The organism is Flavobacterium collinsii, from assembly GCF_902804485.1.
GTDB lineage: Bacteria > Bacteroidota > Bacteroidia > Flavobacteriales > Flavobacteriaceae > Flavobacterium > Flavobacterium collinsii.
Genome location: NZ_CADCST010000121.1, coordinates 1 through 16,979 on the forward strand (window position 1 = coordinate 1; position 16,979 = coordinate 16,979).

13 protein-coding genes are annotated in these 16,979 nt (G+C 33.6%); 3 read left to right on the top strand and 10 right to left on the bottom strand.

Annotated elements, in window-relative coordinates; all coding sequences use genetic code 11:
• The coding region (locus FLA105534_RS19610; protein ID WP_173967779.1) for a hypothetical protein at nt 1-490 on the bottom strand (490 nt) is incomplete at its 3' end.
• A 296-nt stretch (nt 491-786) separates the two neighbouring features.
• Here FLA105534_RS19610 and FLA105534_RS19615 point away from each other — a divergent pair.
• Both FLA105534_RS19615 and FLA105534_RS19620 read left to right on the top strand, forming a co-directional pair.
• Entirely contained in the window at nt 787-1,320 is a 534-nt protein-coding gene (locus tag FLA105534_RS19615) for an ExbD/TolR family protein (protein WP_173967780.1), read from the top strand.
• Nucleotides 1,321-1,348: 28 nt separating this feature from the next.
• On the top strand, nt 1,349-1,876 hold the full coding sequence (locus FLA105534_RS19620; RefSeq protein ID WP_173967781.1) for an ExbD/TolR family protein: 528 nt from the start codon (nt 1,349-1,351) through the stop codon (nt 1,874-1,876).
• Nucleotides 1,877-2,046: 170 nt separating this feature from the next.
• Here the strand turns inward: FLA105534_RS19620 and FLA105534_RS19625 are convergent, their stop codons facing one another.
• The 5 genes from FLA105534_RS19625 to FLA105534_RS19645 form a co-directional block, all read right to left on the bottom strand.
• Nucleotides 2,047-4,674, bottom strand: a complete 2,628-nt coding sequence (locus tag FLA105534_RS19625) for a DUF7619 domain-containing protein (protein WP_173967782.1) — start codon at nt 4,672-4,674, stop codon at nt 2,047-2,049.
• 133 nt (nt 4,675-4,807) lie between these two features.
• Entirely contained in the window at nt 4,808-7,399 is a 2,592-nt protein-coding gene (locus FLA105534_RS19630) for a DUF7619 domain-containing protein (RefSeq protein WP_173967783.1), read from the bottom strand.
• Between the two features lie 128 nt (nt 7,400-7,527).
• A complete protein-coding gene (gene rpsA / locus FLA105534_RS19635) occupies nt 7,528-9,306 on the bottom strand; it encodes a 30S ribosomal protein S1 (protein ID WP_173967784.1) in 1,779 nt (592 codons plus the stop codon).
• Nucleotides 9,307-9,470: 164 nt separating this feature from the next.
• Nucleotides 9,471-10,349: a hypothetical protein gene (locus FLA105534_RS19640; RefSeq protein ID WP_173967785.1), complete on the bottom strand. Its 879-nt coding sequence runs from the start codon at nt 10,347-10,349 to the stop codon at nt 9,471-9,473.
• A 166-nt stretch (nt 10,350-10,515) separates the two neighbouring features.
• The gene (locus FLA105534_RS19645; protein ID WP_173967786.1) at nt 10,516-11,166 is read right to left on the bottom strand and encodes a hypothetical protein; all 651 of its coding nucleotides are present in this window, start codon (nt 11,164-11,166) and stop codon (nt 10,516-10,518) included.
• 211 nt (nt 11,167-11,377) lie between these two features.
• On the opposite strand from FLA105534_RS19645, the gene FLA105534_RS19650 reads away from it, so the two are divergent.
• A complete protein-coding gene (locus tag FLA105534_RS19650) occupies nt 11,378-11,893 on the top strand; it encodes a hypothetical protein (protein WP_173967787.1) in 516 nt (171 codons plus the stop codon).
• A gap of 18 nt (nt 11,894-11,911) precedes the next feature.
• Here the strand turns inward: FLA105534_RS19650 and FLA105534_RS19655 are convergent, their stop codons facing one another.
• From FLA105534_RS19655 to FLA105534_RS19670, 4 genes are all read right to left on the bottom strand, one after another.
• On the bottom strand, nt 11,912-12,334 hold the full coding sequence (locus tag FLA105534_RS19655) for an MgtC/SapB family protein (protein WP_173967788.1): 423 nt from the start codon (nt 12,332-12,334) through the stop codon (nt 11,912-11,914).
• Between the two features lie 168 nt (nt 12,335-12,502).
• Nucleotides 12,503-14,452 carry an OmpA family protein gene (locus FLA105534_RS19660; protein WP_173967789.1) on the bottom strand — a complete coding sequence of 650 codons (1,950 nt, stop codon included), beginning with the start codon at nt 14,450-14,452 and terminating at the stop codon, nt 12,503-12,505.
• Between the two features lie 10 nt (nt 14,453-14,462).
• Entirely contained in the window at nt 14,463-15,371 is a 909-nt protein-coding gene (locus FLA105534_RS19665) for a PorP/SprF family type IX secretion system membrane protein (RefSeq protein WP_173967790.1), read from the bottom strand.
• A 61-nt stretch (nt 15,372-15,432) separates the two neighbouring features.
• A partial coding sequence (locus FLA105534_RS19670; protein ID WP_173967791.1) for a T9SS type B sorting domain-containing protein occupies nt 15,433-16,979 on the bottom strand: 1,547 nt, incomplete at its 5' end.

Sequence of the window (16,979 nt, forward strand, 5' to 3'; positions counted from 1 at the left end):
ATGCCGAATTACTCTGACGAGAAATAACCTGAACCACTTGTACCGGCATATATCGAAGTACTGCTGCGAGTTTCTTTCGTTCCTTAAACCCTTCTTTATAAAGTAATGCCCGTATTTGCTGCCTCCAAAAAACAGGCACTCTAAATAATAAAAGCTCAGATGACGAGCTCTTATCCTTATATTTTATATCAATATTAGAAGCAAGCCATTCTAAAAGATCATAAACAGTATCCAAATATATTTTTATCAGAATTTCATCATTACGTTTATCAGGGCTGTGCCAGACTAAATCAGAAATTTCGTCTATCTGACTCGGAGTCAATCCTTCTATTATCCCATAATCCTGATCACTATTTTTACCCAAATTACTCCAGGAATTTCTACCCAAAAACTCTCTGGGAAACGAGTTATCGGAGTTTTTTTTTAAAATATCCTGAAAAAGCGTCAGATATGATATTGCTTCAGCAGTAAGGTCAGTAACTATATCCATAATATTGGGGTTTTATGATTTATAAACAGTAGTGTTTAGTTCCTGTAATAATAGTAGTAGTATAAAATTCTGCCTTTTAACAGGCTAATTATTCCCTAAGGACATCATCTAAAAATGCTTTTTTTGAGTTTTGAAAAACTATACTAAATTACATTAAATCAAAAGTTAAAAAATGAGTACAATTACCTGTTTATAAAAAACTTGCGCCTGTATTTTCGGATACTTGGGATCATTTTTCTCAAAATCATGTTCGACTTCGAATATTTTTTTAACTTTAGAAAAAAAATCGATTTATTATGGAAAATCTTCCTAAAAAAGTTAGAAGTAAAAAGCTAAGTACAAAAGTTGATTTGACCGCAATGGTTAGTGTTTCATTTTTATTAATCATCTTTTTTATGGTAGTTGGTGAATTGTCAAAGCCTAAAATTATGGATTTATGTTTACCAGAAAAAGATCCGGATCTAACAGGTGTAATTACGTGTGGCAAGGGGGTTGAAGAACGTTTAATTACTATTTTACTTGATGAAAATAACAAAATAGTAATATACAGAGGTCTTTTAGGATATGATTCACATGAGATCAAAAAAGTCGAATATGGTAAAAATGGTATTCGTACAGAGTTATTCAAAAAAAATAAACAAATTATTGAGTATTCTGCAAGCATGGGAAGAACTAACAGAGGAGCTGTTGTTATTATTAAACCTAGCAAAAAATGCAATTTTAAAAATCTTGTCGATATTCTGGATGAAATGGCAATAGCAAAAATTGATACCTATGCCATTGTCAATGAATTTACTCCAGAAGAATCTAATTTACTAGCCTTAAATTAAAACTTTCTCAATCACTAAAACTATAGCTATGCAAGATCTACCTAAAAAAGTCAGAAGCAAAAAATTAAACTCAAGAGTTGATTTAACTGCTATGGTCAGTATATCTTTTCTGCTGATTATATTTTTTATGGTCACAATTGAATTGGCTAAACCCAAAATAATGGAATACGATTATGGATACCGTCGAGGTTGTGGTCCAGAACCAGAATGCAATAAGCCTGACGAAAATCGTATTTTAACGATCCTACTTGACGATAACGATAAAATGATAACATATATGGGAATACTGGATTCTCCTATTCAAACCCCAAAAGAAGTACATTATGGAAAAGATGGAATAAGGAAAGAATTGATAAACGTTAATAAAAAAGTGCATCAATACTCTGCAGAAATAGGCAGTACAAAAGGAGTTACTGTAATCATAAAGCCAAGCAAAAAATCAAATTACGGGAATCTAGTTAACATTCTTGATGAAATAAACATTACGGGAATCAATTCTTACGCCATTGTAGATTATTACAATCCCAAAGAAACAAAATTACTAACAATAAAATAAAACTTCTTTTGAAAACGATTGTCCTAGCCCTGATGGTAGCGGCATCCTTTTTCTGGCTCCTTTAGCCAGGAAAAGATATAGCGGACAGCAGGAATAGCTCCTTAAAACTAAATATTAGCGATAAAAAAAGCCCCACATTACATGGGACTTTCTATTTTTAGAAAACATTCTTAATATTTGATAAATTTCATTCCTGAACTTCCTTTGTCTGATTTTATTTTTATAAAATAATTCCCGAAACTAAGCTTAGAAACATCAATAGTAGAAACCGATTTTGCATTTGGTACTGCAATTACCAGTTGTCCTAACATATCATAAATGGATAGTGATTGTATTTCTATGCCTTCCTTTGAATTGATATTTAAAGTATGATTTGCCGGATTTGGATACAACGTAAAATAGCTCGAAAACTCGAAATCGGGAGTCCCCAGTGTTACTGTTTTAAAAGTTGAAGTTGCTTTGTTGGTTAAAATCGGGAAATTATAATCAAAATAAATATTGGCCTCATTCGCAAAGGTATCTCCAACTCTTAAGTTTGATCTTGTCTTTATTTTAAACGCTACATAACCGTCGTTATTGGCATCATCAAAGGGAAGATTGATCTTTTCGAAAATAAATTCTACCTTATTCCCTGCTGTAATTTTAGTTGTAAAAGGATGACTTGAACTGGTTGGAACTAAAGTTGTAAGATCAAATTTAGACAAATCGATCATGTCTTTTACGACAATGTTCTCTGCAGCAAATGTTCCTGTATTTTCAAAACGAATCATATAGTGCACATACTCCCCTATTAATTCTGGTGTAATAACAGAGCCTTCTAAACAGGTTTTATCGTTTGGATCGTAAGAACCTACTACTACCTGATTAAGTATAAAAGTATTGTCGATTGGACTTTCGTCTTTGTCCTGAGAGACAATAGTTGCTGTTAATTTTAAAACATCACCATTGTTTACAGCAGGTAAATCTGTTGGTTTGTTTGATTTTAAAGTAAATACTATTTCTCTGCTTTCAAATGGCTGAATAGCTGCAAAACTCCATTCTATAGCATTAACTGATTTAGAAGAAAAAGCAGTATTGGAAGAGACATACTCCAATATGGCATCATCAAACACAAATTTTATCGAACCCGATTGCACTACATTACCCTTATTTTTATATACGATTTTATACTTAGCATCAAAACCGGGCCTTGCAACATCAATTGGTAATATCGTAACTTCTAAATCCCGATAAGTACCAACTGGAGTGATACAAAAATTTTGAGTATACGGACTTGTCTGCGCCGGAAAAACAATCGTTGCGGTTGCCGGTGTCACAGAAAAGTACCACGGATTTTCTAAAACAGGAGTTATCTTGTGCGTTCCTTTTAAAACAGGAATAGAATAATTACCCGATAAATTATTAACAAATGTTCCGGAAGAAGCTCCCACAATATTAAATTTTAAATTAGGATAAAATGGATCCGAATTGTCACAGCCATTTTTGTTCGAATCAATTCTCTGTGATCCCTGAATTACAAAATAATCCTCTCCCGGATGAAAATTGCAATAGGAATTTACATGACAATCTGTGTATTTATACGTTTTGATTAAATTTTGAACCGTAGCAATTTCATTATCATTTTCATCTACGCAAATGTATTTCAAGTTGGGACAGTTGGCAAATTCTATACTGGATTGATTGATGATCCCATTTTTAATGGAAAGATATTTTAAATTTAAATTATTTGAAATATTAAGATAGGATCCTAGCTTACCATAAAATTCTAAACTTTCAAACTTATTATAACCAGCATATAAAGACTCAAACTTTTTACATAAAGACAAATCAAGCTCTTTTATTAAGTTATTGTCACAAGATATATTCAACAAGTTTATAGAACCTTTGATGTTCAAATTTGTTAGTTTATTATTGCTGCAATTAATCGACTCCAGAGCGACCAAATTAGATAAATTTAAATCGGTTAAACTACATTTATAAACATCTAACGATTTTAGATTTGGGGTATTTACAACACTTAATTCGCTTAATGTACTATTCTCACTAATTCTAAGATACTCCAATTTAGGCAGGTCCTTCACCAGGATTGTAGTGAAATTATTCAAATTAGCTTCTACACCAGTTATATTCTTGCAGCTGGTTAAATCCAGATCTGTCAATAGATTGTTATTGCAATACAAAAACTCCAGATTAGTCTGATTGCTTAAATCAAGGCTTTTTATTTTTGATCTTGTAATCATCAGTGTTTTTAACGATTTTAGGTTTTGAAGGTTGATTGTTTCTAATCGATCTCCCCCTAAAAACAAAACTTCCAGATTGGCAAACTGAGAAATTCCTGTCGGACCATTATCCAATAAATAGGGCATTATTGAAAGGCTGCTTTCTGCGCGTATTTCTTTTAAATTAAGCCCGTTAATATTGAGGTCTTTTGTAACTAAATCTCCTCCGCAATTTATTCTTTCTAAATTTTTCAACGGTCTCAAATCAGCGGTTACTCTTTGTCCGTAAAAATTCAAAGTCTTTAAATTGACAAAAAAATCAATTCCCATTAAATTATAAATCGTCGATTTCGTGCCTCCTAGTTCCAAAAAATAAACTTTTGATGCCTCCACAGCATTAATTTCCTTATCAAAGTTGGAATCGACAACAATGTTATTCCCGTTTATATCTTTTGCAAATCCATTGGTTGCATTTGCCGAAAGCAATCTATCTTTAAAAGGAGTACTTCCAAAAGTAATCACCTGTGCATTCAATCCATAAAAACATAAAAATAAAAGCAAAAAGTAAATTTTCTTCATAAGTGGTATTTTTACACAAAAATAACTTTTTAACACAATAACACAATTTTTTCTGTTAAAATTTAAATAAGAAAAATAGTAAAACAAAAAAGTCCCACAGCAATGTGAGACCTTTTATTTTTAAAGGACATTCTTAATATTTGATAAATTTCATTCCTGAACTTCCTTTATCCGATTTTACTTTTATAAAGTAATTACCTGCGGTAAGTTTTGAAACATCAATACTAGAAACCGATTTTGCATTTGGTACTGCAATTACCAATTGTCCTAACATATCATAAATGGATAGTGATTGTATTTCTATGCCTTCCTTTGCATTAATATTCAAAGTATGATTTGCCGGATTTGGATACAACGTAAAATAGTTCGAAAACTCAAAATCGGGAGCTCCCAGTGTTACTGTTTTAAAAGTTGAAGTCGCTTTGTTGGTTAAGATCGGGAAATTATAATCGAAATAAATATTGGCATCGTTTGTAAAAGTATCACCTACAGCAAGTGTTGGTTTTGTTTTGATTTTAAACGCTACATAACCATCGTTACTGGCATCATCAAAAGGGAGATTGATGTTTTCGAAAATAAACTCCACTTTATTTCCTGCTGAAATATTGGTTACAAAGGAATGGCTTGCGCTTGTGGTGATTAATGTTGAAATATCAAACTTTAAAAGATCAATCATGTCCTTTACGACTATATTTTGTGCCGGATAAGTTCCCGTATTTTCAAAACGAATGATATAATGCACATACTCCCCTATTAAACTTGGGGTAATTACGGAACCTTCCAGACACGTCTTGTCGTTTGGGTCGTAAGATCCTACAACTGTTTGATTCAAAGTGAATGCATTATCAATTGGAGTTTCGTCTGTGTCTACTGACGAAACCGTTGCTCTAAAAGACAAAACATCGCCATTGTTTACGGCAGGAACAGCAGTTGGAGCATTTACTTTAAATGTAAAATTAAGTTCTGCAGACTGAAAAGGTCTTAGATTACTAAAATTCCAGGTTAACTTATCTGGTGCCTGAGTCGCAACAGCAGGACTTGCAGTAACCAAGTCGAGAACCGCATCATTAAAACTTAGGTTTACAGTACCTGATTGCGTAACGTTTCCTTTGTTTTTGTAAACTATTTTATACTTTGCTTCAAACCCTGGTCTGGCCGGAGTTATTTGTAAAATAGTAATTTCTAAATCGGGATGTACACCATTTGTTACTATACAAAAATCTTGTAGTTTAGGGCTTGATTCTCCCGGGTAGGTGAACGATTTATTGCTTGGAGAAATGGTATAATAAGACGGATTTTCTAAAACCGGAGTTATCGTGTGTGTACCAACCGGTAGGAAAATAGAAAAACTGCCGTTTGTTTTAGAAATTACAGTTCCGGTGTTTGTTCCGTCAAACAATTCAAATTTTAAACCTGGTACAATAGGATCTAAAGCGCCGCAGCCATTGTTATTAGAATCAAATCTATTAATTCCGTTTACTGTATAATAGGTATCAGCTGGTTTAAAAGAGCAATAAGAGTTTGCATTACAATTTACATAGCCATATTTGGTAATTAACTGCTGTACTAGCTCTAATTGACTTTCGTCTGCACAAACATATTGCAGACCCGGGTTTTGTGAAAAATCTAATAGTTGTGTTTCGTTGCTTCCGTTTCTGATAAATAACGAGGTAAGCTGGTTTTGATAGCAGCTAAATCCCTCAATATTCTTTAAATCGCTTAAATCTAAAGTTTTTATCTGATTATGGTAACATTCTAAATTTAACAGATTTGTTAGACCTGTCACCTCTAAAGCTGTCAATTGATTGTAACCGCATTTTATTCCTTTCAGTTTTGTTAAACCGTTTACATTCAATTCAAGCAATTGATTATTGGTACAGTTTAAATACTCCAAATTGGTTAAACCAGTTACGTTTAACGACGGAAGGCGATTTCCATCACAATACAATTCTTTTAGGTTTATTAAACCGTTTACATTCAATTGTGTCAATTCATTCGAGTAACAAACTAAACTCGTTAAGTTTGTTAAGCCACTCGCGTTTAGTGACTGTAGTTTATTACTAAAACAAGTTATAGCTTTAAGGTTTGTTGACCCGGAAACATTCAATGACGTTAATAGGTTACCAGAACTGCTTAAACTGGTAAGATTTACCAAATTAGTGGCATCTAATGTTTGCAATTGATTCCCGTCACATCTTACTGTTTTAAGCTTGGTTAATCCTGTAATATCTAATGCTGACAGTTTATTATTATTGCACCACAGCGTTGTTAAATTTTGTGCACCACTTAGCCTTAATGTTACAAGATTTTTGTTTCCATTACACTGAAGTTCATTTAAATTACTTAAACCTTCCAGAATTAATGTGCTAAGATTTGTATTCTCAAAATTAAGATAGCTAACATTAGCAATAGAAGAATAACTTAAAAAGTTTAGTTTTTTAAATACATTAAAATCAACACCAGTGAAGATTGGATTGTTGTTACAAAGTAAAGTTTCAAGATTGGTGAATTTTTCCAATCCCTGCAAAGAATTTATACCCGCATTATTTAGGTCTAAAAAATTTATGCTTAATGCTTCACTAACTTCAATTTCGGCATTACGATTGGTATCAACATTTGCTGCTATCAATTTAAGTTTAAGGTTGATATCAGGAATAGTGACAACCTGTGCCATTAAACTATTAAAAAAACAAAAAGTAAAAACTAAAAAGTAGAGTTTCTTCATAAGTGGTATTTTTACACAAAAATAACCCTTTAACACAATAACACAACTTTTTCTGTTAAAATTTAAAAAAGTAAAACAAAAAAAGTCCCACATTACTGTGGGACTTTCTATTTAGAGGAAACTAAGAATTATTTTTTCTCCGTTTTTTCCATTTTAGCTTTTAATGCAGCTAATACATCATTGTTATCTCCTAAAGTTGCAGCTGGTGCATTAGTAGTAGATGTAGATGAAGTATTTTCAGTTGCAGCTTTCACGTTTTTCTCTTCTTCTTCACGGAAGATAGCAGTGTGAGAAGCAACTACTCTTTTGAATTCTTTGTTGAATTCGATTACTTTGAAATCAGCAGTATCACCTTTTTTCAATTTCTTTCCGTCTTCTTTTTCAAGGTGACGAGTTGGAATGAAAGCAACGATATCATCTCCGAATTCTACAGTAGCTCCTTTGTCAACGATTTCAGAAATTTCACCATTGTGGATAGTTCCTACAGCGAAAGAATCTTCGTATTGATCCCAAGGATTAGCAGTAGTTTGTTTGTGACCTAAAGATAATTTACGTCCTTCAACATCTAATTCTAATACAACTACATCAAGTTTCTCACCAACATTTACAAATTCAGATGGGTGTTTGATTTTCTTAGTCCAAGAAAGGTCAGAGATGTAAATTAATCCATCGATTCCTTCTTCTAATTCTACGAAAATACCAAAGTTTGTAAAGTTTCTAACGATACCTGTATGTTTAGAACCTACTGGGTATTTAGAAGTAATGTCAGTCCATGGATCTTGAGTCAATTGTTTGATACCTAATGACATCTTACGATCGTCTCTGTCTAAAGTTAAGATAACTGCTTCAACAACATCTCCAACTTTCACGAAGTCCTGAGCAGAACGTAAATGAGTTGACCATGACATTTCAGAAACGTGGATTAAACCTTCAACACCTTCAGCAACTTCGATAAATGCACCGTAATCAGCGATTACAACTACTTTACCTTTTACTTTATCACCAATTGTTAAATTAGCATCTAAAGCATCCCATGGGTGAGCGTTTAATTGTTTCAATCCTAATTGAATTCTTGTTTTCTCATCATCGAAATCAAGGATTACAACGTTTAATTTTTGGTCTAATTCAAGAACTTCACTTGGGTGGTTGATTCTGCTCCAAGAAAGGTCAGTAATGTGAATTAATCCGTCAACACCACCTAAGTCAATGAACACACCATAAGAAGTAATGTTTTTAACAACACCTTCTAATACTTGTCCTTTTTGTAATTGACCGATGATTTCTTTTTTCTGTACTTCAATATCAGCCTCGATAAGAGCTTTGTGAGATACAACAACGTTTTTGAATTCGTGGTTAATTTTTACCACTTTGAATTCCATCATTTTGTTTACATATACATCGTAGTCTCTAATTGGCTTAACGTCAATTTGAGATCCTGGTAAGAACGCCTCGATACCGAATACGTCAACGATCATACCTCCTTTAGTTCTACATTTAACAAAACCGTTAACGATTTCTCCAGTTTCATTAGCTGCAATAACTCTATCCCAAGATTTGATAGTACGTGCTTTTCTGTGAGATAATACTAATTGACCTGTTTTGTCCTCACGGATGTCGATTAATACTTCTACTTTGTCACCTACTTTTAAGTTTGGGTTGTAACGGAATTCGTTTAAAGAAATAACACCTTCAGATTTAGCATTGATATCAACGATAACGTCTCTATCTGTAATTCTAACAACAACTCCTTCAACTACTTCTTCTTGATCTGTAGCGATGAAAGTTTTTGATACTAGTTCTTCAAACTCTTGTAAGTTTTTCTCATCTACTGCATCAATTCCTTCTTGGAAGTTATGCCAGTTAAAATTTGCTAAAAACTCTTCTTGTGATTTTAATTGTTCAGACATGCTGATAAAAAATTTGTATTCTGTTTTTCTCGAGTTTCTCTATGCGATAGAAAATACAGAAGTTGTTTTACATAAATGGTTGATACCTAATGGAAACTCTTCTCTGCCAAAAGGTCTGCAAAATTACTATATTTTTTTGTAATTACAAACAGATAAGTCACTTATTATTTATCTACTAATATTTTTGAAAATTCACTACTAATAGCAATATACTCTACAACTTGATCAGTATCGAATCTAATCTTACCTTTATTATCTATCTTTAATGTCTTGTTCTCTATTGATAAATAGTTTTTTCCAGATTTAGATTTATAGAGCGTAAATATACTGTGACTATCTTTTTTGCTACTAATGTTTTTAATTAAAAAATCAAAATTAGCAAAATTGCTTTGTGAAATATCTACTATCATTTGCTGTTTGTTTTCTATATGTCCCAAGGCAGGCAATACAACTTCCTCATACCACGAATTAGTAGACTCCGAAAAAGGTTTCTTTGTTTCTAAATAAGGTAGAATACCCGAAATAGCAACGACAATACTAATTTCTATTAACCAAATAACCCAAAGAAATGTACCATTAACCATTGCTCCTTTAATGCTCCACATACCATATTCATTTATCTGACTGATGTATTCAAAAACTAAATCCGGTCGAAAAATTAATGAAAATACTTGTCGAAAATCAATATTACTTACTAAAATACTAACATTATTAGAATCTTGGCTTTCTCCAGCTTTAATGACCAAATCGATCCAGATTGTCCAATGAAAATACAATGCTAAAAAAGCACCAACAAATCCAATAATAAATCCTAGAAGTGGATTTCTAACTTTTCCTTTTTTTATAACAAATTGAAGAATTACAACTCCAACAAGAAGACCAAAACCTATTGTAATAAAAAATCTTATATAGACAAAAGGAATATACCATATACAGTAAGCATATATTAATGCCAAAATTGGAAAAGCTGTAATGCTAATCAATAAGAAATACAAAATGAAAATTAACGAAAATTTACCTGATGGTTTGTAATATTTCTCCATATATGTTTAAAATTTTAAAGTGTTTACTAGTTTTTATTGTTATTCAAATCTTCTTATAAGGCTCTAAAACCTTATAAAACTAGTTTCTATTAATAAAATTGGCAGGTTTTTGAAATCTGTATGATCTGATCTTATCATTTTTAGATTCTTGCAAATCCGTTTTACGTTAGAATGCCGAGGTTAGATTTACCTTTTTGCTCTTCGTCAATAAAACATCCAGTTTTATGATTGTTAATCCCCCGTTTTCGTCGATATAATTAAGGGTTTTCTTCGCTGCGTTCAGCGAAATAGTTTTTGGTTTATTGAAGTTAGGGATTATCTCTGAAAGATTAATTACAATATCCTCTCCTGTATTATCCTTGTACCTTAAAACACCACTCTTATCATCAAATACTACCTCCTTAAAGGCTTCATTATGCGTTGACATCGAAAGCCATAGCGTTCCATTAAAAAAATAAACGTCTCTCGTAGAAAAATCTATAAAAATGTCTCCCGTCTTCCCATTGTCCTTTGGAACACCTTTTTGTTCTATCAAATTTCTTAGATTGTTCCATTTACTATCATACCAATAGTAATAACCGGATAAAATATTGGCACAATTTGCTGTATTAAAAACCAAAATAAATTTGGTATCCGCATCTACAACTGTTGACTTATCAAACCTGCTTTTTAATGTTACTCTTGGAATCATTATTTCTTCATTTTTATAAATTACATCTAAACGCGACGATACATCTGACAATTGTTTCTGAACATCTGTCTGACACAATACAAGAAGAGGAGTCAACAGTATAGCATACAAAATTATCTTTCTCATCTTTTTAATCTAATCATTAAATTCAGAGACAAAATTACTGCACTCATTATCCGTTAATTATCCAAAATGCATAACTAGTACGAATGAAGTAATAACTGGTATGATATTGCGCATAACTGGTAAAAACAAGATCAAAAAAGTCCCCAAAAAACATAAAAGAGTACCTCATTAAGCGGATGTCACGTTTTACTTTTTTCTGTATTTTTGTGTAATGGATGTACTTTTTGAAGAAATAAAACAAAGAATAAATACTTTTCGGCAAAATGGGCAGGTAATTACGGCTGTTTACTGGCTCTTAAAAAAGTATAAGCTTAAAAAAAGTAATCTTAAAGGCTTTGAGTTTAGGGAAAAAGCTAAACCCGATTTTATTCTGATGACAACTGAAGGAGACTTTGGAAAACCACAAATTATAAGAATTCCAGAAAATACTTTTGAGTTCCCACTGGAACTAATGCTTACTCTAATGGTGCATGAGATGGTTCATGTAAGTCAAAAAACAATAAAACCTTACGTACTAGATAAAAACGAAAGAGAATGGCAGGCTTACTATGAAATGAATTTTCGTGTTTTATTCCCTCAGGTTCCTGAAATATCAAATTTCCACAAAAAATTCTTCGCTCAAAAAGGCCTGGAGTATTACAATCGAATGGGTGAAGGTTCAGAGCTTCAACAGAAATATGCAGAACAAAAAAAAGAGGTCGAATATTTGATCGCTTCGTTGCCCTAATTATTTAAAAACAGGCTTTTATTTTCTATTTCGCAACCATTTTTCAATTGGTTCAAGAACTGTGTTAACGATTGTAACGAGAGAGGTACAAATCAGTGCTTCAACAAAATAGCCCGATGCAGCAATACAGCCAATAGCCGCGCTACACCATATCGTGGCCGCTGAATTCAGACCGTGTACATTGGGGCCTTCTCTAAAAATAACTCCGGCACCCAAAAAACCAACTCCCATAACCACTTGAGCCGTAATACGGGTTACATCTATATTAGGTGCTGCTGCTGCCACTTTAATCGATAACAAAACAAATGTCGCTGCGCCAGTTGCGACCAGCATATTGGTTTTTAAACCAGTTTCTTTGTGGTGCCACTGTCTTTCAAAACCAATGATCAATCCTGCAAAAAGTGCAATTATAAGTCGGGTTAAAAATTCTGTCGTGCTCAAAATCATTCTTTTTATAGCTTAAAAATACTTTTTTCTATCGTTAATTACAAACTATTTTTTCTTTAACCCTAGAAGTTTAAAACAGAAAACAAAAAAGCTGCAAGATTACCCTGCAGCTTTTCATAACAATTTAATTAACTCAACTTTATTAAAAAAGCTAACTCTTTATTACATCGAAACAATAATGAACTCACTTCTTCGATTTGCCTGATGTTCTTCTGTAGTACATTTTACGCCATCAGCACATTTATTCAGTAATTGTGTTTCTCCGTATCCTTTTCCGGTTATACGATCAACAGCTATTCCTTTTTTAACAAGCCATGCCACTGTTGCTTTAGCCCTTCTGTCGGATAGTTTTTCATTGTACGCATGTGTTTGTCTGCTGTCTGTGTGCGAGCGAACATCAATTTTCATGCTTGGATTTTGAATCATCACCTGACGGATTTTTTCTAACTCAATGGCAGCCTCTTTTCGAACAATAGATTTACCTAAATCGAAGTAAATCATTTTTATGTGTAAAATTTTAGCCAAATCATCACCAACAATCAATTTTTCAATCGTTTTTTCGACCACTTTTTGAGGGGTTCTTTTCAAAGGTAATGTCAAACTTGTTTTATCGATCGCTTTAGGCAATTCATTAGTATCATAATCTTGTCTTGCAGCGCGAACAAAGTATTCTTTATTGCAATTTACTTTAAAACTATACTTCCCATCGGCTCCAGTTATTGCCTCTCCTATTATCTGAAGCTGATTGTCAAGTAAATTTACTTTAGCATTCTCTAGTACCAAATTTGTTTCGGCATCTATAACAGTTCCTAATAAAATCTCCTCACAAGGCAATTTTCTGGTTTCCGAAAAACGGTAGACGTCATCGTAGCCATGTCCTCCATCTCTATTTGATGAGAAAAAACCAGTTCTGCTTTTACTGTCTATTATAAAACCAAAATCATCCAGTTTTGTATTAATAGGAGCTCCAACATTCTGAACTTCGCTAAACGTCAAATCCTTTTTAATAGTCGAAACAAATACATCAAGTCCTCCTAATCCTGGTCGTCCGTCGCTGGCAAAATACAATTCATTATCTCCTGATATAAAAGGAAAAGTTTCTCTTCCTTCTGTATTAATTGCAGCTCCGAGATTTTCAGGTTTACTAAAACTGCCATCAGTATTAATAGTCACACTATACAAATCTGATTGTCCAAAAGTACCCGGCATGTCTGAAGCAAAGTATAACTTTTTTTCATCTATACTTAATGTGGGATGTGCCACACTGTATTGATCGCTGTTAAAAGGCAATTCAACAATATTCGTCCATTTACCTTCTATGTAACTTGCCTTATACAATTTCAACAAAGTGACTTTCTTGTCGTCTGTCCCTTTTGTACCGTTTAGAAAATTGTTTCTGGTAAAATACATCGTTAATCCGTCTTTTGTAAAAACGGGAGTCGATTCATTAAATTTTGAATTGATCTTTCTTTCAAATCGCTTCGGAATTCCAACACTACCATCGGCGTTTAATTCTGCCGAATAAAGATTTGTAAACGATTTATTGGTCCATTTGAATTTTACTTTGGCAACTCCTCCCGTATCTCTGGAGGACGCAAATACCAATTTGTTATCTAAAAAAGAACTTCCATAATCTGAGTACTTTGAATTAATTCCGGCATCGGCTATTTTAAATCGACCTGAATTGTTTTTTATCTGCTCCAAATAATTTTTATTCTTTTCAAATAACAATCCTCTTTTATCAGTACTTGCTTTTTGATTGAAAAGCTCTAATATTTTATCGGCTTTGGTATAATTTCCTGTTGCTTTTAATGTTTGGGCATATCGGTAATAATACTCAAATTCCTGTTGATCATTCATTCCAAAAAGAGCTTTGTACCATTTTAATGCCTTCACCAGCTCGCCATTAAAATAATAGGCATTACCCAGTCGTTGGAACATTTTCTCCTCTCTATATCCTTTTTCTGCTACCTTTTCGTAAGCAGCAATCGCATCGATATAAGCATATTTATCGTACTTTTTATCAGCACTGGCAACACTGCCTGTCTGTGCAATCCCCTTGCAAACAAATAGCACTAAAAAAATGTTATAAACTAAATTTTTAATTTTCATAATTGAAGTATTAGAAGAATCTTGGTGAAGTAATTCGGCTGTAGTTGTTTAAGAACTCAAAACGCAAAAATATCTCGTGCGATCCTGAGTTGTAGTTTACTAATCGAGTGGTTTCACGATCGTAAGCATAACCTAAATACATACTGTCGGTTATCTGAAATCCAGCCAAGGCACTAATTGACGCACTCCATCTGTAAGCAACCCCAATAACAAATTTATCATTAAACATAAAATTGGCCGAAGCATCTACCTGTAATGGTGAGCCTTCTACCATTTTAGTCATTAAGGCCGGTTTGAATTTTATGGTTTCATAACTATTCAGATTAAATACATAACCTGCTATGAAATAATAGTTGATACGGTCTTTGTAAATTGAATAATCGTTATCGTCATAGCGGGTGGTTTGAATAAAATTAGGGACAGATAATCCCACATAAGCTTTATCGGTATGCCAGTAAACCCCTGCTCCAATATTGGGAGAAAATTTATTCTGAAAATCCTGAAATTGGGTATCTCCCTGATGTTCCGGGCTTAACTTTGTAGGATCCAGTTTGAATATATTGGCCGAACCTTTAATACCAAAAGAAAGTTTCGCGGTTGCTGATGTTGGTATTGAGTAAGAGAAATCAGCTGATATGTTGTTTTCATTCGTTGGTCCGATTTTATCATTGACCAATGATACTCCCAAACCTACATTACTGTTTATTGGTGTATTTAATGAAAAACTACTGGTTTCCGGTGCACCATCAAGCCCAACCCACTGGGTACGATACAATCCGAAAATGCTCATCACTCCCCGGGAACCGGCATAAGCTGGATTTATATTAATGGTATTATACATGTATTGTGTAAACTGCGCATCTTGCTGAGCAAAACCTGCAGTAGAACAAAACAATAAAACTAAAACTAATTTTCTCATTTATTTTATTTTTAAATAATGGCTTAGCCTTTTGACTAAGCCATTTTATTAGTACAGAATATTATTTGGTCAGGTACAAATACCCAGCCTCCTGATGTGGATTAGATTGGCTGTCTTTATATTTAATGATATAATAATATGTTCCTTCCGGCAATCCATCTGAATCTTTGACCGTAACGCGTCCTTCAGAAATACCTCTAAAGGCAATGTCATTATTGTTGTAATGATCACGATCAAAAACCAAAACTCCCCAACGGTTAAAAATTTGAACCGTATTGTCAGGATAACATTCTAAACCTTGGATGTAGAATCTATCGTTCTTGTCATCTCCATTTATAGAAACTGCGTTGAATACTTTAATTACACAACCTTGTAGCGATAAAACGGTTGGTTTTTCACCATCAACGTCATTAGAATCTGATTTGTCTTTTACCTCAATATGATCAGGACTTGTTCCAAAAACTTCGGCTTGATTCGATATACTTCCCGAATTAATATCAGCTTGTACGATCGAATAAGTTCCTGTAAAAGAAGTACTATCCTCTTCTCCTACCGCTAAATTGATTGGGCCTCCGGTCATGGTAATTCCAGTTAACGGATCTACTATATAAACATTAGTCAACGCTACATTTCCTCTATTGGTTACTGTAAAATTATACGTAATGGTTTCCCCTACTTTTGCATTACTGTCACCATCTTCATCATTGAAATGTGCCGTTTTCACTAAAGCAATACTTGGTCTTGATACAAATAGGGTTACCGTTGCAGCATCACAATTCGAAAGATTTGATTTTTCGCAAATACTGTACGTTAATGTATAGGTACCTCCCGGTGTATTAGCCGGAACACTTATTGTTCCTGTTGTAGTGTCAATTACCGGAACTGCTGCTCCTGATGTTTTTGGAACTGCCGGTGTTGTCACTTTTAAATCAACTAGGCTAATAACAACTGGAATGCCATTCAAAGTATCCGAATTTGGATTACCAACTAGTACATTCCCTGCATTTGGTGTACCTGTTATTCCATTTACGTTTGGAATGTTATCGTCATTTGCAATTATTGATGTCCCTGCAATTGCCGTTACTTTGATTTCTTCTGAAACCGTCGCACAAGTTGCCGGAGTTAGTTTGTCACATAACTCATAAACTACATTATAAGTTCCCGGTGTGGTTCCTGCCGCAACACTTACTTTTCCGGTTAACGGATCTAAAGTAATTCCTGTTGGCCATGTTCCTGACGCTGCTACTGTAGCATTTCCTGTTGTTCCTAAGACTGCCGGAACTCCATTTACTTTATCGTTACTTGCAATGTTTGTGAAAACAGTTCCTCCTGTTGAAGCAATAGTTCCATTTTCGAATATTGGTTCAACAACTGGAGTTACTTTGATTTCTTCTGAAGCCGTCGCACAAGTTGCCGGAGTTAGTTTGTCACATAACTCATAAACTACATTATAAATTCCCGGTGTGGTTCCTGCCGCAACACTTACTTTTCCGGTTAACGGATCTAAAGTAATTCCTGTTGGCCATGTTCCTGACGCTGCTACTGTAGCATTTCCTGTTGTTCCTAAGACTGCCGGAACTCCATTTACTTTATCGTTACTTGCAATGT